This window comes from Vibrio sp. 10N.261.51.F12 (genome assembly GCF_041471725.1).
In the GTDB taxonomy this organism is placed as follows: domain Bacteria; phylum Pseudomonadota; class Gammaproteobacteria; order Enterobacterales; family Vibrionaceae; genus Vibrio.
Window position 1 is genome coordinate 40,219 of the sequence record NZ_JBFROV010000024.1, and the last position, 22,416, is coordinate 62,634.

The 22,416-nt window shown below is 41.0% G+C and carries 23 protein-coding genes; all 23 read left to right on the top strand.

Features of this window, described 5'->3' with window-relative positions:
- Positions 1-143 precede the first annotated feature (143 nt).
- The 23 genes from rfbB (at position 144) to AB4405_RS15280 (ending at position 22,396) form a co-directional block, all read left to right on the top strand.
- Entirely contained in the window at positions 144-1,205 is a 1,062-nt protein-coding gene (gene rfbB, locus AB4405_RS15170) for a dTDP-glucose 4,6-dehydratase (protein WP_372061628.1), read from the top strand.
- A gap of 101 nt (positions 1,206-1,306) precedes the next feature.
- Complete coding sequence (gene rfbA / locus AB4405_RS15175; RefSeq protein ID WP_372061629.1) at positions 1,307-2,194, top strand: glucose-1-phosphate thymidylyltransferase RfbA; 888 nt, start codon at positions 1,307-1,309, stop codon at positions 2,192-2,194.
- 8 nt (positions 2,195-2,202) lie between these two features.
- A complete protein-coding gene (rfbD, locus tag AB4405_RS15180) occupies positions 2,203-3,084 on the top strand; it encodes a dTDP-4-dehydrorhamnose reductase (RefSeq protein WP_372061631.1) in 882 nt (293 codons plus the stop codon).
- A gap of 12 nt (positions 3,085-3,096) precedes the next feature.
- The gene (gene rfbC / locus AB4405_RS15185) at positions 3,097-3,657 is read left to right on the top strand and encodes a dTDP-4-dehydrorhamnose 3,5-epimerase (RefSeq protein WP_372061632.1); all 561 of its coding nucleotides are present in this window, start codon (positions 3,097-3,099) and stop codon (positions 3,655-3,657) included.
- An 84-nt stretch (positions 3,658-3,741) separates the two neighbouring features.
- A complete protein-coding gene (locus AB4405_RS15190) occupies positions 3,742-5,067 on the top strand; it encodes a surface carbohydrate biosynthesis protein (protein ID WP_372061634.1) in 1,326 nt (441 codons plus the stop codon).
- On the top strand, positions 5,067-6,287 hold the full coding sequence (locus AB4405_RS15195) for an oligosaccharide flippase family protein (protein ID WP_372061635.1): 1,221 nt from the start codon (positions 5,067-5,069) through the stop codon (positions 6,285-6,287). The genes AB4405_RS15190 and AB4405_RS15195 overlap by 1 nt, the downstream gene beginning before the upstream one ends.
- Positions 6,280-6,828 carry a serine O-acetyltransferase gene (locus AB4405_RS15200; protein WP_372061637.1) on the top strand — a complete coding sequence of 183 codons (549 nt, stop codon included), beginning with the start codon at positions 6,280-6,282 and terminating at the stop codon, positions 6,826-6,828. The genes AB4405_RS15195 and AB4405_RS15200 overlap by 8 nt, the downstream gene beginning before the upstream one ends.
- Before the next feature lie 90 nt (positions 6,829-6,918).
- Positions 6,919-8,109, top strand: a complete 1,191-nt coding sequence (locus tag AB4405_RS15205; protein WP_372061638.1) for a UDP-N-acetylglucosamine 4,6-dehydratase — start codon at positions 6,919-6,921, stop codon at positions 8,107-8,109.
- Positions 8,110-8,121: 12 nt separating this feature from the next.
- Positions 8,122-9,273: a LegC family aminotransferase gene (locus AB4405_RS15210; RefSeq protein WP_372061640.1), complete on the top strand. Its 1,152-nt coding sequence runs from the start codon at positions 8,122-8,124 to the stop codon at positions 9,271-9,273.
- Positions 9,274-9,290: 17 nt separating this feature from the next.
- Complete coding sequence (gene neuC, locus AB4405_RS15215) at positions 9,291-10,484, top strand: UDP-N-acetylglucosamine 2-epimerase (protein WP_372061641.1); 1,194 nt, start codon at positions 9,291-9,293, stop codon at positions 10,482-10,484.
- Between the two features lie 7 nt (positions 10,485-10,491).
- A complete protein-coding gene (neuB, locus tag AB4405_RS15220) occupies positions 10,492-11,565 on the top strand; it encodes an N-acetylneuraminate synthase (RefSeq protein WP_372061643.1) in 1,074 nt (357 codons plus the stop codon).
- Positions 11,558-12,208 carry an acetyltransferase gene (locus AB4405_RS15225; RefSeq protein ID WP_372061645.1) on the top strand — a complete coding sequence of 217 codons (651 nt, stop codon included), beginning with the start codon at positions 11,558-11,560 and terminating at the stop codon, positions 12,206-12,208. The genes neuB and AB4405_RS15225 overlap by 8 nt, the downstream gene beginning before the upstream one ends.
- Before the next feature lie 47 nt (positions 12,209-12,255).
- Positions 12,256-13,317, top strand: coding sequence for a nucleotidyltransferase family protein (locus AB4405_RS15230; RefSeq protein ID WP_372061647.1), 1,062 nt, complete (start codon positions 12,256-12,258; stop codon positions 13,315-13,317).
- Between the two features lie 2 nt (positions 13,318-13,319).
- The gene (locus tag AB4405_RS15235; protein WP_372061648.1) at positions 13,320-14,291 is read left to right on the top strand and encodes a Gfo/Idh/MocA family protein; all 972 of its coding nucleotides are present in this window, start codon (positions 13,320-13,322) and stop codon (positions 14,289-14,291) included.
- 15 nt (positions 14,292-14,306) lie between these two features.
- Entirely contained in the window at positions 14,307-14,996 is a 690-nt protein-coding gene (locus AB4405_RS15240; RefSeq protein ID WP_372061649.1) for a cytidylyltransferase domain-containing protein, read from the top strand.
- Positions 14,996-15,769, top strand: a complete 774-nt coding sequence (locus tag AB4405_RS15245) for an oxidoreductase (RefSeq protein WP_372061650.1) — start codon at positions 14,996-14,998, stop codon at positions 15,767-15,769. Before AB4405_RS15240 ends, AB4405_RS15245 begins: the two co-directional genes overlap by 1 nt.
- A 148-nt stretch (positions 15,770-15,917) precedes the next feature.
- Entirely contained in the window at positions 15,918-17,060 is a 1,143-nt protein-coding gene (locus AB4405_RS15250) for an N-acetyl sugar amidotransferase (protein ID WP_372061667.1), read from the top strand.
- Complete coding sequence (gene hisH, locus AB4405_RS15255; protein ID WP_372061651.1) at positions 17,057-17,668, top strand: imidazole glycerol phosphate synthase subunit HisH; 612 nt, start codon at positions 17,057-17,059, stop codon at positions 17,666-17,668. Before AB4405_RS15250 ends, hisH begins: the two co-directional genes overlap by 4 nt.
- A 71-nt stretch (positions 17,669-17,739) precedes the next feature.
- Positions 17,740-18,444, top strand: coding sequence for a HisA/HisF-related TIM barrel protein (locus AB4405_RS15260; protein ID WP_372061652.1), 705 nt, complete (start codon positions 17,740-17,742; stop codon positions 18,442-18,444).
- 164 nt (positions 18,445-18,608) lie between these two features.
- A complete protein-coding gene (locus tag AB4405_RS15265; protein WP_372061653.1) occupies positions 18,609-19,157 on the top strand; it encodes a DapH/DapD/GlmU-related protein in 549 nt (182 codons plus the stop codon).
- Positions 19,158-19,241: 84 nt separating this feature from the next.
- Complete coding sequence (locus tag AB4405_RS15270; protein WP_372061655.1) at positions 19,242-20,234, top strand: NAD-dependent epimerase; 993 nt, start codon at positions 19,242-19,244, stop codon at positions 20,232-20,234.
- A 5-nt stretch (positions 20,235-20,239) separates the two neighbouring features.
- Positions 20,240-21,325 (top strand): glycosyltransferase, encoded by a 1,086-nt coding sequence (locus tag AB4405_RS15275; RefSeq protein ID WP_372061668.1) that lies wholly within the window; start codon positions 20,240-20,242, stop codon positions 21,323-21,325.
- Positions 21,326-21,340: 15 nt separating this feature from the next.
- Entirely contained in the window at positions 21,341-22,396 is a 1,056-nt protein-coding gene (locus AB4405_RS15280) for a glycosyltransferase family 4 protein (RefSeq protein WP_372061657.1), read from the top strand.
- Positions 22,397-22,416: the final 20 nt, after the last annotated feature.

The following is a 22,416-nucleotide window of genomic DNA, read 5'->3' on the forward strand; positions in this document are numbered from 1 at the left end:
GGTGCTAGTGCTGTCGAGTACTTTGGCGCTGGGTAATACAGAGTGTACGGTTTATAACATAGCTGGATTAGTTGCCTTTGGGGGTGTGACCTAAGGGCGGTAGCGTGTTTAAATAACTATATAAGTTAAGCGCAAGGTGGGTCATGAAAATATTGGTAACAGGTGGCTCCGGCTTCATTGGTAGTGCGGTAATTAGGCATATTCTTGACAATACAACAGACAATGTCGTGAATGTAGATGCGCTTACTTATGCCGGTAACAATGAATCGATACCGCAGCGTCAGGAAAATGATCGTTATGACTTCGAGCATGTGGATATTTGTGATTTCGCCGCATTAGAGCGTGTGTTCACAACACATCGACCAGATGCTGTCATGCACTTGGCGGCAGAATCTCATGTTGACCGCTCTATTGATGGCCCAGCCGCGTTCATTCAAACTAACTTGGTTGGGACGTTTAACTTGTTGGAAGTCTCTCGCCAATATTGGAAAACCTTGGCTAGCGAGAAGCAAGCCGCCTTTCGATTCCACCACATCTCGACAGATGAAGTTTATGGTGACCTAGAAGGTACCGATGATTTATTTACAGAAGAGACGTCTTACGAACCAAGCAGTCCGTACTCGGCAAGTAAAGCAGGTTCCGATCACTTAGTTCGCGCTTGGGGACGAACATACGGCTTCCCTGTACTGGTGACTAACTGCTCCAATAATTACGGTCCATACCATTTTCCTGAAAAACTGATCCCTTTAATGATTTTAAATGCATTGGAAGGTAAACCATTACCCGTTTACGGTGATGGCATGCAAATCCGTGATTGGTTGTTTGTGGAAGATCATGCGCGTGCGCTCTATAAGGTAGTGACGGAAGGCGTGATAGGTGAGACCTACAACATCGGTGGCCATAATGAAAAAGCTAATATTGATGTTGTGAAAACCATTTGTGCGCTACTGGAAGAGTTGGTTCCGAATAAACCTGAAGGCATTGTTAAATATCAAGATTTGATCACCTATGTGACAGACCGCCCTGGGCACGATGTGCGCTATGCGATTGATGCTTCTAAAATTGAGCGTGAGCTTGGTTGGACGCCAGAAGAAACATTCGAATCTGGCATCCGCAAAACGGTGCAATGGTATTTGAACAACCGTGAATGGTGGAGTCGTGTTCTAGACGGTTCTTATTCTGGCGAGCGCCTAGGAATACAATAAACTAACTTCACTCATTTAAGTGCTATGTATTAAGGTTCGTCCCTAGGACCTAGGACCTAGGACCTAGGACCTAGCACCAAGAACCAAGGATCGAATTTTCCATGAAAGGCATTGTCCTCGCTGGTGGCTCAGGTACTCGTTTGTATCCTTTGACTCGTGGTACCTCTAAGCAGCTACTTCCTATCTACGATAAACCGATGGTGTATTATCCAATATCGACGCTAATGTTAGCGGGGATTCGCGATATTCTAGTGATCACCACACCTGAAGACCAGGCTGGATTTCAACGGTTATTAGGTGATGGTTCGGATTATGGCATTAATTTGCAATATAAGACCCAACCAAGCCCTGATGGTCTAGCGCAGGCTTTTATTATTGGTGAAGATTTTATTGGCGATGACTCGGTTTGTTTGGTGCTAGGCGACAATATTTATTACGGTCAATCGTTCTCGAAAACACTAAAAAATGCGGCAAGTCGTGAGTATGGTGCCAGTGTGTTTGGGTACCAAGTGAAGGATCCGGAACGATTTGGTGTCGTTGAGTTTGATGACAACATGAAAGCTATTTCGATTGAAGAAAAGCCGGTACAGCCTAAATCTGATTATGCCGTGACTGGATTGTATTTTTATGACAACCGTGTCGTGGAGTGGGCAAAGCAGGTTCAACCTTCAGAGCGTGGCGAGCTAGAAATTACCACATTAAATCAAATGTATCTTGAAGATGGCTCTCTTAATGTTGAACTGCTAGGCCGTGGTTTTGCGTGGTTAGATACGGGGACCCATGAAAGCTTGCATGAAGCCTCGTCTTTTGTGCAGACCATCGAAAATATTCAAGGCTTGAAAATAGCCTGTCTTGAGGAAATCGCTTGGCGTAATGGTTGGCTAAGTGATGATGAAGTTATCAGCATTGCGTCGCCAATGATGAAAAATGAATATGGCCAGTATCTAGCTCGCTTGGTTGAAGAGAAACGTAAGAAGGCGTCACAATGACCGTGAAGATGAAAAAGGCTTTAATTACTGGTGCTTATGGTCAAGTTGGGCATTGTTTAGTTGAACAATTGTCACAAAGAACGGATGTTGAAGTGGTTGCCTACGATCGAGCTGAGCTTGATATCACGAGTTCAGAGCAAGTTAACGCCGTTGTCCAAGCCGTTAAACCCGATGTGATCATCAATGCTGCTGCCCACACTGCCGTCGATAAAGCCGAAAGCGAAGTCGAACTCAGTTATGCGATTAATCGCGATGGTCCGTTATATCTGGCACAAGCTGCTGAAAATTGTGGCGCGGCGTTGCTGCACATATCCACAGATTATGTGTTTGATGGTACTAAGTCAGAGCCCTACGTTGAGAGTGATTTGACGAACCCACCGAGTGTTTACGGACAAAGTAAACTGGCTGGCGAGCAAGCCGTGGCGGAGACATGTTCACGCTATGCGATTCTACGTACCGCTTGGGTGTTTGGTGAGCATGGCAATAACTTTGTGAAGACGATGCTTAGATTAGGCCATGAGCGTCCTGAACTGGGCATTATTGGCGATCAATTTGGTGGCCCAACGTATGCGGGTGATATCGCGACGGCATTAGTAACGATGATGGATGAGTTTCAATGCGGTACACCTGATATTTCTGGTATTTATCACTTCTCAGGTTCGCCACATGTGAGCTGGTATGAATTTGCGAAGGCGATCTTTACTGCGGCCGGTGAACATGGTGCTTTAAACGCGCTTCCGACAGTGAATGAAATTACCGCAGACCAATATCCGTTGCCAGCGCCACGTCCTACAAATTCCCGCCTCGACTGCAGTAAAATTGGATCGGTGTTTGGTGTAGAACCGAGTGATTGGAGTCAGGCTCTAAAAAATATAAAAGCGTATTGCTAGGTGTAAGTCATCATGAAAGTTATCGATACCAATATCCCAGAAGTTAAAATTATTGAGCCTCAAGTCTTTGGCGATGAGCGTGGTTTCTTTATGGAAACGTGGCAACAAAAGAAATTTGAAGAGCTTGTTACAGGAAAAGCAACGACGTTTGTGCAAGATAATCACTCTAAATCAAGCAAAGGCATTCTGCGTGGTTTGCATTATCAAACTGACAATACGCAAGGCAAGCTAGTGCGTGTTGTGTCTGGTGAGGTGTTTGATGTGGCAGTGGATGTTCGTAAAGATTCGCCGACCTTTGGGCAATGGGTTGGTGTGTATCTATCGGCGGATAACAAGCGTCAATTATGGGTGCCGGAAGGGTTCGCGCATGGATTTTATGTGACCAGTGATGAGGCCCAGTTTGTTTATAAGTGTACGGATTACTACAACCCGTTAGCAGAGCACTCGATTGCCTGGAATGACCCTGATATTGGGATTGAATGGCCAAATAATTTAAAACCTAAACTGTCTCAAAAGGATGAAAATGGGCTATTACTAAGTCAGTCTATTTCCTTGCCTTATGATGATTTATAAATTTAAATTCAGTATTGTATAGTTTCGTTTGATATGGGTTTCATTTTTATAGTTTTTATAGTTTTTATAGTTGAGGTGGCATAATTGACGGTTTTATATTTACCAGTTGAGGTCAAGAAAAGAGAGTATAAATCTAGGTTGGCGGTTGGACTCGCTTGCTTGCAAGAAGAAATTAATGGTGTATGTATTGGTAGAGACCAGGAAATAATCAAAAGAGCCTTACACGCCCCAGGAGTAATATTACTAAAAAGTGCAGCATCATTCGAAAGCCGCTTGGTTGGGGAGTTAAAGCAGAAAGGTAATATTGTACTCTCACTTGACGAAGAAGGCGTGCTGCCTCCGCTTAATGACCCATCCGTGAACACGAGATTTTCCTCCAAATTATTGGAAATGTTAGACCGCATTTTCATTAATGGACCACTAGAATTGAAGGCTATGCCAGAAGAGTTTAGAAATTCGCCTAAACTTGTCTATACAGGAAATCCCAGATTTGATTTTTACAAGAGCAACACAAGTTCACTGTATAAGGATAGCATAGCAAAAATTAATGAATTAGTAGCGGGTAAGAAAATAATACTAATAGTGTCTAGGTTTGGAGATGTTAACCCAGCAAAAGGCCTTGACTACTTGAAACTGTTGAATGACAACGGCTATATTGATGATGAAGAGTCGGAAAAATTTTTCTATGGATTTTACGACCATTCAAAATTGATATTTGATGCACTGTTAGATGTTCCTAAAATATTGTCTGAAAATCTGGATGATCATATTGTGGTTATCAGACCTCACCCGTCTGAGGGGCATGAACTATGGCAAGAATTAACGAGTAGTATGGAAAATGTCATTGTAAACTCTGATTTTGAGATTGCGTCATGGCTACATGCCTGCGAAGTAATGATTCACAATGGCTGTACGACTGCCATTGAGGCGACGGCAATTGGTAAACCGGTGATTAGTTTTGTCCCAGTAGAAAATGATACGTTCGATCTTATTTATGCCAACAATATTGGCGTCAAAGTCAAAAATACGTCTGAAGTTATTAATTTGTTAGCTGGAGATATTAGTTTATTTGACAATCATCAACGGATTAGTCGCCTCAATGAAGTGGTGTTTTTCTCGGATGAAGAGTACTCTTTTAATCTTATCGCTAAAGAAATATTGGAATTGGCAAAGTCTAACTCTAAAGGGACTGCTATTGATGATAAAGTATCGTTTGATTTAAAGGAACTAATACGCTTCTATTTGCATAAACTAAATCTCAGAGAGTACTATCATCGAACCAAGTTTACGTCTCTATCAAAGAAAGAAATATACGAACAAATTCAGGAGCTTAAAGAGCTATTTGATTTCGAAAGTGTCAGTGTTAAGAAAGTAGGAATCGATTCGTATTTACTAACAAAAGTTAAGTAATGAACAAGAAAAATACGTTGTATTACATTCTAGGTGAGATGATAGCAAAAGTAGTGCCATTTGCTTTCATGCCATATTTAACTCGCCAGCTTGGTGCTGACGGGTATGGTGACTTAGCGCTTTATCACGCATGGAGTGTTCTAGCTTTAGTGTTTATCTCTTATGCACAGGAAGCTGCGATAATAAGGTACATATTTTATTACGGTAAGAGAGGCTTAAAGCACCTATTAAGCGTAGGATACATTTACATTGGTTTAATGACAGTTGTTCTTTCAATCATTGCACTAATGTTGAAAGACGATTTTTTACTTTATGTTGTGTTATGTTCTAGTTCACAAGCTTTTTTGAAAGTACGTTTAACCGAGATGCAGGGCTTGCAACGAGCACGTGACTACATGCTAGTCCAAGTATCGTTTAGCTTATTTTCTGTAATTGTTACTTTGATGCTATTTGAACTTTTAGCTCAAAACCCAGAAGTGCGAGTGGTAGCTATTATATTGGCAAATATGCTGGCGTTATTCTTTAGTTTTACATTATCCCGCTCAATATGTGCTTCTACAAAAAATTCGAAAAAAAATCGTTTTTCATTACGAAAGGCTTTTGTTTATGTTAATTACATTGTGGTCTTTTGCTCTCCTTTAATATTTAATAATCTATCTTCTTTTATTAAGGGGCAGTTCGATAGAGTATTACTTTCTGGAAGTTACAATAGTGCTGAGTTAGGGGTGTACTCTGTAGGTTATCAATTTGCTTCAATTCTTTTGGTCCTAACAATTGCTGGTTATAGAGCATATGAACCATATGTTTATGGTCTTTTGAAAAAAAGTAATTTTGATTTTCATTCATTTAAGAAGAAAAGTTTAAAATACTCTCCTTTATGCTTTTTACCATTTTTACTGTCTCTTGTTCTTTCTGAAGGTTTTTATACGTTCATAATTGGTGATGGGTATAATGGAGTTCCTAGTTACGTATCGTTATTCCTTTTTGCTTTTGGTGTGAATGCAATATACTTTTTATATGTACCCTTTTTGAGCTTCTTTGGTAAAACTAAAGTACTGATGATTATCAATGTCTTGTCAATGTTAGTATATGTGTTCTTACTTTTTGTATTGACCAATGTAAGTATATTGTATGTTCCATACGCAACGATCATGGCTAACGTTATTATGGTCATCTATGTGATTAAGGAGTCAAATAAAGTGGTCAAGTCTAATGTCTAATCATTCACTCTTTAGAACAATCGTGCAAGACATGGCTTTTTCAGCGAAGAAATTGAATGTCAAAGAAAAAAAACTGAGTATTAAAACTATCTTTCTAATGCTCATTTCTCCCGAATTCAGGGTAGTAATGAGCTATCGTATTAATTCATATCTTTATCGAGCTGGCTTCGAGCGATTATCCACGGTGTTATATTGTTTTTCAAAGAAGAAATATAGTACCGATATGCACCCAAAGGCGACAATAGGAGTACCTTTCAAAGTCGGCCATCATATGGGCATTGTTATCGGACCAGAGGTTACAATAGGAAATAGTTGTTATTTCCTTAATAATGTGACATTTGGTAATGCAAGTGTGGGCGGACAAGATGTAATGCCAACGGTTGGCGATGAAGTTATAGTCGGCGTGGGTGCACGTATTCTTGGTGGGGTGAGCATTGGAAATGGCAGTATAATTGGTGCTAACAGTGTTGTAAGAAGTGATATCCCAGCAGGCGAAGTATGGGCTGGAATACCAGCAAAAAAAATTCGATGTAAGTTGTAAATTATAGAGATATACAATATCGCTACCTGCATGTTTGGCTTCATGATTCCAAACATGCAGTAATAAGTAAATTAAGCTAGGAATGTACTTATGAACCAGACTCTTCCATTAATAGGCCGTGATAAAGAGCTTTTTAGCTATGATATTGCTGAGCATGAAGTTACATTACGCAAAACTGTATCAAAATCGCGCTTTCTCGTTTTAGGGGGCGCTGGTTCTATTGGTCAAGCTGTCACAAAAGAGATCTTTAAGCGTCAGCCTAAGAAATTACATGTCGTAGACATTAGTGAAAATAATTTGGTTGAACTAGTACGTGATCTAAGAAGTTCACACGGGTACATTGAGGGAGATTTTCAAACTCTTGCACTTGATATTGGTTCAGTTGAGTATGATGCATTTATCCAATCTGATGGGCATTATGATTATGTGTTAAATCTCTCGGCTCTTAAACATGTTCGCAGTGAAAAAGATCCTTTTACCTTGATGCGAATGATTGACGTGAATGTGTTCAATACTGATAAAACCATTCAGCAATCGATTGATGCTGGCGTTAAGAAGTATTTTTGCGTTTCCACTGATAAAGCGGCTAACCCTGTCAATATGATGGGGGCTTCAAAGCGAATCATGGAAATGTTTCTGATGAGAAAAAGCGAGCATATCACTATTTCAACCGCTCGATTTGCTAATGTGGCCTTTTCGGACGGTTCATTGTTGCATGGGTTTAACCAACGCATTCAAAAGCGTCAACCTATTGTGGCTCCAAATGATATCAAACGATATTTTGTTACACCTCAAGAATCAGGTGAGCTATGTTTAATGTCGTGTATTTTCGGTGAAAATCGCGACATTTTCTTCCCGAAACTGAGCGAAGCTTTGCACCTTATTTCTTTTGCAGATATTGCAGTGAAGTACCTAGAACAACGTGGTTACGAGCCTCACTTGTGTGATTCGGAAGAGGAGGCTCGTCAACTTGCACATACCCTGCCAGAGCAAGGTAAATGGCCGAGCTTGTTCACTGTAAGCGATACAACGGGTGAAAAAGACTTTGAAGAGTTCTTCACAGATAAAGAAGAGTTGGATATGTCTCGATTCGAAAATCTAGGCATCATCAAAAATGCTCCTCTTTATGAGCAAGAGCTTCTTACCTTGTTCGAAAACAGCATTTCTGAGATGAAAGATCAGCGAGCGTGGACGAAAGAGCAAATTGTAGAACTGTTCTTTACCATGATCCCTGACTTTGGACACAAAGAGACGGGTAAATACCTCGATAGCAAGATGTAAGTGGAGCATTCAATGAAAGCGACATCTATTGTTGAATTTGTGAGAGAGACTTACAAAACCGACGAGTTTATTCCCTTACACGCACCAACGTTTGACGGCAACGAAAAAACGTATGTAACGGAAACGATTGAAAGTACATTTGTTTCTAGCGTCGGTAAGTTTGTTGATGATTTTGAAAGAAAAATCGAGACTTATACTGGTTCGACTAAAGCGGTAGCAACGGTTAATGGTACAGCAGCATTGCACGCTGCATTGTATATGGCTGATGTTCAAAGAGGCGACCTAATTATCACGCAAGCTTTGACTTTTGTTGCAACCTGCAATGCACTTTATCATATGGGCGCTAAGCCTATTTTTTTAGATGTATCTCCAGTGAGTTTAGGGTTATGCCCTAAAGCTGTGGATGCATTTTTAGAGGATAATGCTGACGTCACAGGAGCGGGGTGTATCCACAAAAAAACGGGCACAAGAATCAAAGCAGTTGTACCAATGCATACCTTCGGTCACCCCGTAGAACTTGATGAGTTGGTTGCCGTATGTTTGAAGTGGAACCTTACGCTGGTTGAAGACGCCGCAGAAAGCCTCGGTTCGTTTTATAAGGGTAAACACACTGGCACAATTGGTGACTTTGGTGCTGTCAGTTTTAATGGCAATAAGATCATTACCACTGGTGGTGGTGGCATGGTGCTATGTAAGACTCAAGAGTTAGGGGCGCGTACTAAGCATGTCACTACGACTGCCAAAGTACCTCATCCTTATGAGTTCTATCATGATGAGCCTGGGTTCAACTACCGTATGCCAAACCTGAATGCGGCTCTAGGGTGTGCTCAGATGGAAGTCATCGAGAAGTACCTGAAAAAGAAGAGGCTGCTTGCAGAAAGCTACAAGAGTTTCTTTAACGGAACCGATTTTAAATTTGTGACTGAGCCAGAATATGCACAGTCAAACTATTGGTTGAATGCAGTCATTTGCCCGGATAAAGAAAGCCGAAAAGAGGTACTTGCAGGCACAAATGGTTCCGGTGTGATGACTCGACCCATTTGGCAGCTTATGCATAGATTACCTATGTTTGAGAGTGCAATACGTGATGACTTAACTTACTCTAAGTTTATAGAAGCGCACCTAATCAACCTTCCAAGTACCCCAGTGGACATTCAAAACTAAGTAGGTTCAAGACATACATGACGCAGACACATAAAAAGGTTGCGGTCTTTACTGGCACAAGAGCAGAGTATGGTCTGCTCTTTTGGCTTTTAAGGGACATACAAAACGATCCTCAGCTAACACTTCAATTGCTTGTTTCCGGTATGCACCTGTCACCAGAGTTTGGTGATACTTACAAACAAATTGAAAAAGATGGCTTCAATATCGATGAGAAAATAGAGATTTTGTTGTCTTCTGATTCAGCAGTAGGTACCGCGAAGAGTATGGGGTTAGGGGTTTTAGGTTTTACCGATGCATTGTCGCGACTATCACCAGATGTCCTTGTTATTCTTGGGGACCGCTTTGAAGCACTTGCTGCAGCCCAAACTGCCATGATACTTCGTGTTCCGATTATTCACCTTCATGGTGGTGAGATCACGGAAGGCGCTTACGACGATGCGATCCGTCATGCGATTACTAAGTTGAGTTACCTTCATGGGACATCAACAGACGAATATCGAAACCGAGTCATCCAGCTCGGTGAATCTCCAGCACGTGTAAAAAATGTTGGTGCCATTGGCTTAGACCACCTAAATCGTGCGTCTTTTATGACGGTTTCTGAGTTGAGTGAATCACTAAGTTTTGAACTCAAGGTGCCTTATTTTATTGTTACCTATCATCCTGTTACCTTGGGTGATGAGTCTCCAGAAGAAAGCTTTCAATCACTTTTAGACGCATTGGATGAATACCCTGATCATCAAGTCATACTGACTTACCCTAATGCAGATGACGGTGGACGACGTATTATTCCGATGCTAGAAGCTTATGCGGCAATCCGACCAAACCGTGTTTTGGTGATCCCATCACTTGGGCAAGTACGTTATCTGAGTTCGGTGAAACACGCGGCTGCAGTCATTGGTAATTCGTCGAGTGGTATTATTGAAGCGCCAGCCTTTGATGTCCCTACAGTGAATATTGGCTCGAGACAAAAGGGACGTTTGGCTGCGAAAAGTGTTCTAAACGCAGCGGCCACGAAAGGGTCCATCAGCAACGCGATTGCTCTCGCTGTGAGTCGAGAGTATAAATTGGAAGATGAACATATTGTTAACCCTTATGGTCAGGGCGATAGCAGCAAACAAGTCATAGATATGATTAAAGGGCTAGATTTTGAACCTTGTAAGTCTTTTTATGATGTAAACATTGAACCTGACATTAATAAGACAGCAGAGTGAGACAATAATGACTTTGATTATTGCTGAAGCGGGTGTAAACCATAACGGTCAAGAAGAGTTAGCGTTTGCTTTGGTCGATGCTGCTCACAACGCCGGAGCGGATATAGTAAAGTTCCAAACTTTTAAAGCCAAAAACCTAGTTACCGAAGAAGCTAAACAAGCCGAATATCAAGTAACAAATACTCAGAAGCAAGAGTCTCAGTTAGCGATGTTAAGCCGTTTAGAGTTGTCTTACGAGACTCACTATGAGCTCGTAAAATACTGCGAGTCGATCGGTATTGAGTTTCTATCAACAGCCTTCGATCTGGAAAGTTTAGACTTCTTAGTCAATGATCTTGGTTTAACGCGTTTGAAGCTGCCTTCCGGTGAATTAACTAATGCTCCTCTTGTATTGGCTCATGCTCGTACTGGTTGTGACCTTATTGTCTCAACAGGTATGGCAACACTTTCTGAAATTGAGACGGCTCTCGGAGTGATTGCTTTCGGCTATACAGCAAATGAAACAGCAGAGCCCTCCATGCTAGTTTTCCAAGAAGCTTATGCGTCAGAAACTGGTCAAAAAGTCCTAAAAGAAAAAGTCACCATTCTTCATTGTACGACGGAGTATCCCGCACCAATGGAAGAAATTAACCTGAGAGCAATGGATACGCTAGGGCAAGCATTTGATTTAACGGCAGGCTATTCGGATCACAGTGAAGGAATAACGATTCCAATTGCAGCTGTTGCTCGTGGCGCTGTTTTGATCGAGAAGCATTTTACATTAGATAAAAGCATGGAAGGCCCAGATCACAAAGCCTCACTTGAGCCACAAGAGCTAGAGGCAATGGTTAAAGCCATCCGTCAGATTGAAGTTGCCTTGGGCTCAAGCGTAAAAACCCCAACCGTGTCTGAAGTGAAGAATAAATCAGTCGCGCGAAAGAGCTTAGTCGCAGCAGTGGATATTGAAGAGGGTGAAGAATTAACAACATCAAACTTTACCATTAAGCGTCCTGGTACTGGTTTGTCCCCTTATCGCTATTGGGAGCTTATTGGCAGTAAGGCAAGCAAAGGATATAAAGCCGGAGAGCTGATCATTGAGTGATGAGACTATGCTTCCTATTGTAATGATTGGTGGAGGCGGTCACGCCTCTGTTCTTGCTGAAATATTGCTTACTCAGGGAAGAGAAATTCTTGCCGTGATAAGTCCTGAAGATGTCAGTCAGCGTTCTGTATTTAAGGGAGTTACCATCCTTGAAAAGGACGAAGATATTCTCAATTTTGACAAAGACAAGGTACTTTTGATCAACGGTATTGGGATGATGCCCAAATCGGTCTTCAAGCAAAAAATTAATGAATATTTTCTTTCTTTAGGCTACCAATTTGAGTCGGTTATTGCCGATAGTGCATTCGTCTCACCTTATTCCAAAATCGAAACCGGCGCCCAGGTCTTACCTATGGCGGTTATTCAGCCTGGGTCAATAGTTGGTAGCCATAGTACAATCAACACGGGTGCTTTGGTTGAGCATGATTGTAAAATAGGCGCTTATAACCATATTGCTCCCATGGCAACGTTATGTGGGCAAGTAACTACTGGCAAAGGAACCTATATTGGGGCTAATGCGACTGTAATACAGTCTATTGATTTAGGGGAAGATGTGATTGTGGGGGCTGGTACTATAGTGACACAATCGCTCGATGCTCGTAGCATATGTTATCCTGTAAGAAGTGTGGTTAAGCTGTATTAATACCTAACTTTAAATTAGATAGAGAAATAAAAACATAAAGGTGAGTAATGATTCACTGTTGGAAAAACGTGTTAATTAAACCTCAAAACACGATTCGTGATGCTTTAGAGATAATTAATACAGAGGCTTTAAAGGTAGCTCTTGTTGTCGATGAACAACAGAACTTAATTGGTGTCGTGACGGATGGAGACATTCGCCGTGGCTTATTGAACAACTTACCACTAACTGAGTCAGTGGTGAGAGTTATGAATACCCAGCCCACAACTGCACTTAAAGCGACATCACGTGAAGAGCTAATCAGATTGATGGATAGCCAAGACATCCTCTCTGTTCCTTTGTTGGACTCAGACGGAAAACTTGTTGGCTTAGAAACATTACATGAGGCACTTCATCAACCCAAACAGCAAACCCCAGTATTTATTATGGCTGGTGGCTTTGGCACTCGCTTAAAACCTCTTACTGATACTTGCCCCAAACCGATGCTTCACATTGGCAATAAACCTATTCTAGAGACGGTAATCCGCAGCTTTATCAAAGCAGGCTTTGTGAACTTCTACATCTCCACTCACTACATGCCAGAGCAAATCCAAGCTCACTTTGGTGATGGGAGTGAATTGGGCGTCAATATTAACTATGTTCATGAAGAACACCCGCTTGGTACTGGTGGGGCGTTAGGTTTACTTCCTAAAGATCTACCAGAAGGTTTACCGCTTATCATGATGAATGGTGATGTTCTGACTAAAGTCGACTTTCAACGTTTACTTGACTTCCATGTAGAAAGCGGCGCAGATGCGACCATGTGCGTCCGTGAGTACGATTACCAAATTCCTTACGGTGTGATCAATGGTACAGGGAACAAGATAAGCAGTATGGTTGAAAAACCAATCCAGCGCTTCTTCGTCAACGCAGGTATCTATGTGGTCTCTCCGAGCGTCATTTCCTCCGTTCCTATGAACCACCATATCGACATGCCGACGCTTTTAGAGCAACACATGCATGAGCGAGACAATGTGTTAATGTTTCCGATACATGAGTATTGGTTAGATATTGGTCGTCTGGATGACTTTAACCGAGCTCAAGCCGATATTCACACGTTAGGTATGGATTAATTGTGAAGACTGTTGCTGTTATTGGGCTGGGTAATATTGCAACCCGGCACCGAAGAAACCTAAAACATCTTTTCCCTGAAAGCCGATTACTCGCGATGTCTGCAAGTGGACGCATTCCTGATGAAAGCGTGTCAGATTGCGATGAGGTCCTCTCTAGTATTGAAGAGGTAGTTCGACAAGATGTTGAATTGGTGATTATTGCATCTCCTGCTCCTTTTCATGCCCAGCATGCCATTCCTTTTCTTGAGGCTGGCATACCTACGTTGATTGAGAAGCCAGTGACCGCTGGTTTTGAAGATTCAAAAAAACTCATCGCAATAGCTGAACATACTCAGACGCCCGTAGCTGTAGGCTACTGTTTACGATACTTACCATCAAGCCAAGTCGTGAAGCAATTACTCGAATCACAGAGCATTGGCAAATTGCTGAACGCACAAGTTGAAATCGGCCAGTATCTTCCAGATTGGCGACCTACAAAGGACTATAGAGAAACGGTTTCGGCTAAAGAAAGCCTTGGAGGTGGAGCTCTGCTAGAACTCAGTCATGAGCTAGATTATACCCAGTGGCTACTGGGTGATTTAGGTATCCAATTTGCCCATTTACGCTCGTCGACTCAGCTCGGTCTTGAAGTTGAAGATTTGGTGGACACCATTGCCACAACTGACAATGGTACGGTTGTAAGTATTCATCTCGACTTTTTGCAGCGTCAGGCATACCGCCGATGCCGTTTTGTCGGTTCGCAAGGGACGATTGAATGGGATTTGATCAAAAATGAAGTCAAACAAACGCTGTTGACTGATCTCTCTGTCATCTACAGCGAGCCTGATTGGGATAAAAATCAAATGTACCTCAATATGGTGTTGGATTTTATCGCTAAAACTAGAGGCAAAGAAAGCGCTTGTGTAGACCTTCATCAGGCGGCAAAAACCATCGAGCTGATTGAAACTATTAAAAGTGGTGCAAACCACCGATAAGAAACTGGAGTTTTTTTGAAAAATTATGCCTTTATTTTTGTACGTGGTGGCTCTAAAGGGTTACCAGGGAAAAACATCAAACCACTGGCCGGCAAACCGTTACTTGAGTATTCAATTGAAACAGCGAAAGCGTGCCCATCTATCTCTAAGGTATTTGTCTCTACCGACGACAGCAATATCGCAAACGTCTCCGTTGCCGCAGGTGCAGAGTTGATCGAACGACCGGGCGAACTAGCTACAGATACAAGTGCAGAGTGGCACTCTTGGCGTCATGCGATTAGTTGGGTACAAGGCCAATATGGTGATTTCGACCATTTTATTAGCTTACCAGCGACAAGTCCTTTACGCAGTGTAGAAGACGTCGAATTATCATTAGTACGCTTAGAGCAAGATAGGGCAGATATCTGCATTTCAGTAACCCCAGCGAATCGCAGCCCGTTTTTTAATATGGTAACGAGAACAAAGCAAGGCACTGTTGAGTTGGTTAATAAGCCTGAGGGTGAAGTAGCTCGTCGCCAAGATGCGCCGGAAGTATTCGATATTACCACTGTTGTTTACACGACAACACCTCAGTTTGTATTGCAAAATTACGGTATCTTTAGTGGAAGGGTGACAAGCATCGAGGTGCCAAAGCACCGAGCAGTCGACATTGATGATATTTATGATTTCAAGCTGGCAGAAGCCATTGTGATGGGTGACGAATAATGAATGCGCTATTAATGGGTAAAACGATTTTAATTGCTGGTGCTGGTGGCTTACTTGGTTCACGAATTGTCCCTGCAGCTCTTGAACAAGGTGCAACTGTGATTGCTGCCGACCTAAATTTAGAAGGTATGAAGCAGAGTTTGGAAGGGGTTGGTGTTGATACAACCAACAGCGCTCTGTCACTCGTTGAGCTTGATATTACGAAAGAAGAATCCGTAAAGGCGCTATTCGATAAAAGTCACAGAATCATTGATGGAGCAGTGAATACGACATACCCAAGAAACAAAACGTACGGTAAACACTTCTTCGATGTCTCGGGGACTAGTTTCAATGAAAACATGTCCCTACATCTAGGTAGTGCTTTCTTATTTGTGCAGCAAGCGGCCGCTTATTTTAAACGTACGGAACAGCCGCTATCGCTAGTTAACATATCGTCAATCTATGGTGTAGTAGCACCAAGATTTGAGATATATGACAACACGCCGATGACGATGCCAGTTGAATACGCTGCAATTAAAGCTGCGATTCAGCACCTAAGCAAGTATGCCGCTTCTTATGTGAATGACAGCCGTTTCCGCATCAACTGCGTGAGTCCTGGTGGTATTTTTGATCACCAACCTGAACCATTCTTGGATGCATACAAGTCGAAAACGCACGGTGCAGGTATGCTCGATGTTAAAGAAGTGGTTGGATCCGTACTATTCTTATTGTCAGAACAATCTAGGTACGTGACTGGGCAAAATATTATTGTCGATGATGGGTTCAGTTTGTAGTTATCCTTCATTCTCTACTGATGCTATGCCTGGCCCCTGTGAGGTGATAGGATTAAGTCAATTATCACTCTCAAACGGTGAATCCGGTTTTTTGAGATGAACATGGTTATTTAACTAAAATGCAGTTAAAAGAAACATTGGTATCATGATGAATAAAATTTTTTGGTGTAAGACATGTCTGAATATGTCAACTCGTCCACGTATCTCGTTTGATGAAAATGGCAGTTGTAATGCTTGTACGTGGAAGGAAGAAAAGAAAACACTGAACTGGGATGAGAGGCAAGAAGAGCTGACTAAGCTTTTAGACAAGTATCGCTCATCTAATGGTCAAGGTTTTGACTGTATTGTTCCAGTAAGTGGTGGTAAAGATGGCTCTTACGTTGCGTACACACTAAAACACAAATACGGTATGAACCCTCTTGCCGTTACTATCAGGCCGGCTTTGAGCTTAGAGCTTGGTGATGAAAACTTGGCAAGCTTTATTGCTTCAGGCTACAACCACATCCATATTTCTCCGGATGCGAATGTGATGCAGAAGCTCAATAAACTGGGCTTTATTGAGAAGGGGTTCCCTTACTATGGTTGGTTAATTGCAATTAAAACAGCCGTTATTCAAACGGCTATGAACTTTGGTATTCCACTGATTTTTTACGGTGAAGATGGTGAAGTAGAGTATGGTGGTTCAACAGAAAGTAAGAATAATCCTCTATACGATATTGAGTACATGAAGCGAGTTTACTTTGAAGGTGGTTACGACAAAGTATTTGAAGAAGTTCTTAAGCAAGATGGCGTGAAACAAGAGCATCTTGCGTTTTGGCAGTTTCCAAGTGATGAACAAGTTCAAGAATCTGAACTTGCGTTTACACACTGGTCATACTTTGAAGCTTGGGATTCATACCGTAACTATGTGGTAGCTAAAGAACACTGTGGGCTGAAAGAGAAAGAAGAAGGTACAGCAGGCACATTTACTAACTTCGCTCAAAACGACCAAGCGCTATACTCTCTGCATGCATACCTAATGTACCTTAAGTTTGGTTTTGGGCGCGCAACGCAAGATGCAGGTATTGAAATCCGACGTGGTGCGATGACTCGTGATCAAGCGCTAAACCTAGTTAATGCGTTTGATAACCAATACCCTCATGATTTCATTGATTTGTATCTTGACTACTACGAGATGACTAAAGAAGAGTTTGACGCTGTTCTAGATAAGTATGCCAATAAAGACCTGTTTGAGAAAATTGATGGTATTTGGCAGCCTAAGTTCGTTGTTGGCGAAGATTTCGAAGTATGAAGATAGGAATCATCGATTATGGGATGGGAAATATTTCATCCTTAATAAGTGCACTTAACTACCTTGGCTATGATAACGTTGAAATCAGTTATGACTATAAGGTATTGCAGCAAGCAGACAAGCTGATTTTGCCTGGAGTAGGCAATTACGCCGAAGCAGCATTACAGCTAGATAAGCTTGGCTTAAATGACACTCTAAAATCACTAGTGGTTGAACAGAAAAAGCCAATTTTGGGTATCTGCTTGGGAATGCAAATCTTGGGTATGAGCAGTACAGAAAGTGGTTACAACGATGGCCTGTGTTTTATTGATGGTTGTGTGGAAAAATTCACATCTAAGTCATTGAAAGTACCGCATGTAGGCTACAACCAGGTCTCGCAGCCTCAAGATAGTATTTTGTTTACTGGTATCGATGATTATTCTGATTTTTACTTCACACATAGCTTTAGAATGATGTCTGAAAGTGACATCGGACAGTCAATTTGCGAATATGGCGAGTCGTTTGTGGCTAGCTTTGAAGTTGATAACATTGCTGGAGTTCAATTTCACCCGGAGCTAAGCCAAAACAATGGGCTAAAGTTAGTAAACAATTTTCTAGAGCACTACTAATGTTAAGAAAAAGGTTGATATTTTCGCTGATATACAGTGACGGCGCTTTTACACAAAGTCGGAACTTTCGTTTGCAAAAGGTTGGTGATATCAACTGGTTGGAAAGAAATTACAGGTTTCAAAAAATATCATTTTCACTCGATGAGCTCATTGTTCTGAACGCAACCAAAACTGGTAAAGACATTACCGAGTTTTCAAAGGCGGTATCTCGTTTGGTTGAGGATGTGTTTATCCCTGTCGCTGCTGGCGGTGGGATAAAGAGTCTATCCGATGCAGATTTATTGTTTAGGAGCGGTGCTGACAAGGTCGTGTTGAATACTTGTATTGAGTCAAATCCATTGTTAGTGAAAGAGATCGTTAGTAAATATGGCTCACAAAGTATTGTAGCTTGTGTGGACTATAAGATCGTTGACGGTAAACCGACGGTTTTTGTTGATGATGGATCTCGAGCATTAGATGTCGATCTCGAAACCCATTTAAGTGATATTCAGCGTCTTGAAGTAGGTGAAATTATATTGAACTCTATAGATAAAGATGGCACTGGCTTTGGCTATGATATAGATGTGATCTGCAAATACTCTGGCTTGGTCAATGTCCCTCTCATCATTATGGGTGGTGCAGGAAATGGTCAACATCTAAAAGAAGGTCTAGAGTTTGATGGTGTTTCAGCCGTAGCGACAGCTAACCTCTTCAACTTTATTGGAGATGGTCTTCCAAAGGCGAGAAGCTTTATGATTCAGTCTGGTGCAAACTTGGCCAGATGGGATGAGCATTAATAATATTAGTAATGTATAGATGACTCCTGTCATATCGTCCTTAGACGAAAGTGTTTTATCTAGAAATGTATATTTTTAATGATTTATCAACATATATTGCACACCAAGATGCCTTGACTGGAAGGGTGTCTGTACGTTACCTCTAATGCGGAGTGATAAGTCGCATGCTTAAGTTATGCAAAGAACTCTACTCAAAATGGCAATTTCATAAAAAAGCAGATCGTATTGGCCCTGATATGCCTTTCTCTCATTGGCGTCTGCACTTGCCGTCAACTATGAAAACGCTTTGCCGAGAAAAGTTCCTGTTTTTTTCCCAAACTTCTGATTTTAGACCTGGTGCATATGCAGTAACGTGTTCAAAAATTTCTCTGGGTGCAAACGTTGTTATTAGGCCAAGCACGATGTTGTTTGCTGATAACTTTGCAGGTATTGATATTGAAGATGATGTCATGATTGGGTCTGGAGTCCACTTTTATGTCAATAATCATAAATTTGACCGACGGGACATCTGTATTTTAGAGCAAGGATACTATCCTTCTGAACCAATAGTGGTTAAGACTGGAGCGTGGATTGGCGCAAATAGTATCATTCTACCGGGTGTCACTATTGGCCAAAACAGTGTGGTTGGTGCAGGGGCTATTGTGACCAAATCCATTCCTGATTATTGCGTGGCCATAGGTTCACCAGCAAGAGTTGTCAAAAAAATAGAATAGGGGAAAATCTCGCCCTGTTATCAGAAGTGATCAAGAGGCAGAGTATATTCTGAATTTTAATTTAAATAATGCTTCGGAGGTCGAATGAAGTATTTAGTAACAGGCGTTGCAGGTTTTATAGGTAGTGCTACAGCACTAAAACTCTGTCAACAAGGTGAGCAGGTTATTGGTATCGACAATCTGAATGATTATTATGATGTTGACCTGAAAAAAGCAAGGTTAGCGAGGCTGAACAACTATAGTAACTTTAGCTTTATCCATGCGGACCTTTTTGATAAAGAATTGATTACTACAATCTTCAGTCAGAATCAATTTGAGAGAGTGATTCATCTTGGGGCTCAAGCTGGCGTTAGGTATTCTTTAGATAACCCCAACCTTTACTCTGATACCAATTTAACTGGGCATCTGAACATACTTGAGGGGTGTCGGCATAATGATGTTGAGCATTTGATATATGCTTCTAGTAGTTCTGTCTATGGTATGAATGAAAAACAACCTTTTACTGAGCACGATGCGGTTGATCACCCCGTTTCTTTATATGCTGCGACGAAAAGAGCTAATGAACTTATTTCACATACTTACTCGCATCTCTATCACATACCGACAACTGGTTTAAGATTCTTCACAGTTTATGGCCCTTGGGGACGGCCGGATATGGCTCCTTTTAAGTTTGCAAAGGCTATTATCGAAGGTAATAATATCGATGTATATAACTATGGCGATATGATGCGTGATTTTACCTATATCGACGATATTGTTGAAGGGATTCTTAAAGTTAAAGATGTTATACCTGAACCAGGTGGCTCAAAAACACGACCTAACGAAAGTTCTGCGCCTTATTCCATTTACAATATTGGAAATGGTTCACCTATTAAATTGTTGGATTTTATCAGTACATTGGAAAACGCTTTGGGAATTGAAGCGAAAAAGAACTTTTTACCGATGCAAGCTGGTGATGTACCCTCTACTTGGGCTGACACAACCTCTCTTCAGGAAGCTGTGGATTATGCCCCTAGGGTAGGGATTAAAGAGGGTGTTCCTAAGTTTGTTGATTGGTTCAAAGAGTACTATAAATAATTGTGATGAATAAAAAAATAGTTTTTTTTGTGAGTGGTTTGCATGGTGGTGGTGCTGAAGGTGTTTGCATAAAAATTGCTAACCAATTAGCACTCCAAGGTTATGATATTGATCTACTAGTGCTTAATCTTAAAAATAAGCAGCGTCTTAACGAGGTTTCTCCAAAGGTTAGCTTGCTTAGTCTAGATGTTAGCTCAGTTAAATTTTCATTAATCTCGTTGAATAACTATATTAAGAAGGTGAAGCCTCATATATTTTTAACGTTTAGTCACGAATTAAGCGTAATGTGCATTATTGCTCGTAAATTGCTGGGTAAAAAATATTGTTTCAAAGTTATTTCTAGGAATATTAACTTTTTGTCTCAATCAGTTTTTGCTTCGAATCATATTATATATGGCTACTTATATCGCTGGCTTTTAAAGCGAGTATATGTCCACTCAGATTATTTTATTGCTCAATCTTTCGCCATGAAAGACGATATGGTCCAAGTTTTAAATATTCATACTGAACGAGTTAAAGTAATTAATAATCCTTGCTCTAAGGTTAGTTTGAGTGAGTATCAAACTCAGAGAATACACGAAGTTGTTTGTATCGGTAGATTGGAAAAACAGAAGAGATTTGATAGGGCTATCATCAGCTTTTACTTTTGTCATAAGGGTAACCCAGATATTCACCTGACTATATATGGAGAAGGAAGTTTGAAGAACAAATTAGTTAATCTCGTGAATAAACTAGGTCTTCAAGACTATGTTACTTTCCCTGGTTTCGTTAATGACCTTGGTTCAGTATACAAACCTGGAGCCATTACCCTTCTTAGCTCAGACTATGAAGGCTTCCCAAATGTATTAGTGGAGTCTATATCTTACGGCGTCCCAGTAGTATCCGTGGATTGTGCAAGTGGTCCAAGTGAAATTGTTGATAATGGTGTGAATGGTTTTTTATCTCATAAGACTAGTGTGGTAGCTTTAGCAGAGTGTCTAAGGCTAGGTATCGCAAAGCACTGGGATATACCTGATGTAAAGCATTCATCCGATAAGTTTGTAATAGAAAGGGTTGTTTATGCATATGAAGAAGTACTCAATAGATTTTGATTGGTATAAAAAATAATGAAGTACGGAGTAATCTTACCATCGTTGGAGAAAAAGGGGCCTAACTTAGTGGCTTTAGATATCATTAGGGGGCTCCTGGAGCTTCATCATGATATTCAAATAAAAGTCTTCTACTTCCGAAGCAGTAGTTGTGAGTTATCATTTCCCGTAGAAACTAAGAAGATTGGCTTTTTTGAAAACGTGGATTTCTCCAGTTTTGATATTGTTCATTCTCATATGATGAAACCTGATATATTCGTTTTTATTCATAAAATGATTGGGCGAATGCGGGGCCCACAAGCCGTTACCACATTGCACCAAAAAGACATGGTCAATCTTCGCTACGATTATGACAGCAAGACTAAGGCTTTTGTATTTAGCGCAATTTGGAGAGTTTGTTTAAGTTTACATGACCATGTTGTGTTTTTGTCTCACTCTATGCGCACATTCTATTCTCCTTTCTTCTTCAATCGAAATCACTCTTTCATCTACAATGGAAGAACATTTGATACAGCTGAAAAACTGCCTAGAGAGAAAGTAAGTGGTCGGTTATATAAGTTAGGTGTCGCTTGTTTGCTGACTAAGAGAAAAGGGTTAGAGCAAGTTGTGAAAGCGCTGGTTCAATTACCTGAGTATGAGTTTCATATAGCAGGTGAAGGTCCTGAAAGAGACGCACTAATGGCTCTTTGTAGTGAAGTGGGAGTTGAACGTAGAGTTGTATTTAGAGGTTTTATTGATGATACCGCGTCTTTTCTAGATGAATTGGACATTTTCGTTTTACCTTCCAGAGGTGAAGGGTTTCCTCTAGCACTGATAGAGGCAGCAGCTCGGTCAAAAGCTATTGTTGTATCTGATATGGATGTGGTACTTGAAGCATTTTCATCGAATGAGGTGAAAATATTCAAAATGGATGATATGGATTCACTAGTGAGTGCCATACACGATGCATCGTTTGAGTCAAAAGAAATATCTAACAATATTTACAGTCGTTACTGTCGTGATTTTACTGCGACATCAATGTCAATAAAGTATTCAAATCTTTTTAAAAACTTAATGAATAAAAGGAAAAGTTAGGCACTATGCTCACTCTTGTG

Coding starts and splice junctions, on each gene's coding strand:
- neuC (WP_372061641.1), top strand. CDS start 9,291: ATGACGCAGACACATAAAAAGGTTGCGGTCTTTACTGGCACAAGAGCA.
- rfbD (WP_372061631.1), top strand. CDS start 2,203: ATGAAAAAGGCTTTAATTACTGGTGCTTATGGTCAAGTTGGGCATTGT.
- AB4405_RS15200 (WP_372061637.1), top strand. CDS start 6,280: ATGTCTAATCATTCACTCTTTAGAACAATCGTGCAAGACATGGCTTTT.
- AB4405_RS15275 (WP_372061668.1), top strand. CDS start 20,240: ATGAATAAAAAAATAGTTTTTTTTGTGAGTGGTTTGCATGGTGGTGGT.
- AB4405_RS15250 (WP_372061667.1), top strand. CDS start 15,918: ATGAATAAAATTTTTTGGTGTAAGACATGTCTGAATATGTCAACTCGT.
- rfbB (WP_372061628.1), top strand. CDS start 144: ATGAAAATATTGGTAACAGGTGGCTCCGGCTTCATTGGTAGTGCGGTA.
- AB4405_RS15265 (WP_372061653.1), top strand. CDS start 18,609: ATGCTTAAGTTATGCAAAGAACTCTACTCAAAATGGCAATTTCATAAA.
- rfbC (WP_372061632.1), top strand. CDS start 3,097: ATGAAAGTTATCGATACCAATATCCCAGAAGTTAAAATTATTGAGCCT.
- AB4405_RS15280 (WP_372061657.1), top strand. CDS start 21,341: ATGAAGTACGGAGTAATCTTACCATCGTTGGAGAAAAAGGGGCCTAAC.
- hisH (WP_372061651.1), top strand. CDS start 17,057: ATGAAGATAGGAATCATCGATTATGGGATGGGAAATATTTCATCCTTA.
- AB4405_RS15195 (WP_372061635.1), top strand. CDS start 5,067: ATGAACAAGAAAAATACGTTGTATTACATTCTAGGTGAGATGATAGCA.
- rfbA (WP_372061629.1), top strand. CDS start 1,307: ATGAAAGGCATTGTCCTCGCTGGTGGCTCAGGTACTCGTTTGTATCCT.
- neuB (WP_372061643.1), top strand. CDS start 10,492: ATGACTTTGATTATTGCTGAAGCGGGTGTAAACCATAACGGTCAAGAA.
- AB4405_RS15210 (WP_372061640.1), top strand. CDS start 8,122: ATGAAAGCGACATCTATTGTTGAATTTGTGAGAGAGACTTACAAAACC.
- AB4405_RS15205 (WP_372061638.1), top strand. CDS start 6,919: ATGAACCAGACTCTTCCATTAATAGGCCGTGATAAAGAGCTTTTTAGC.
- AB4405_RS15245 (WP_372061650.1), top strand. CDS start 14,996: ATGAATGCGCTATTAATGGGTAAAACGATTTTAATTGCTGGTGCTGGT.
- AB4405_RS15270 (WP_372061655.1), top strand. CDS start 19,242: ATGAAGTATTTAGTAACAGGCGTTGCAGGTTTTATAGGTAGTGCTACA.
- AB4405_RS15230 (WP_372061647.1), top strand. CDS start 12,256: ATGATTCACTGTTGGAAAAACGTGTTAATTAAACCTCAAAACACGATT.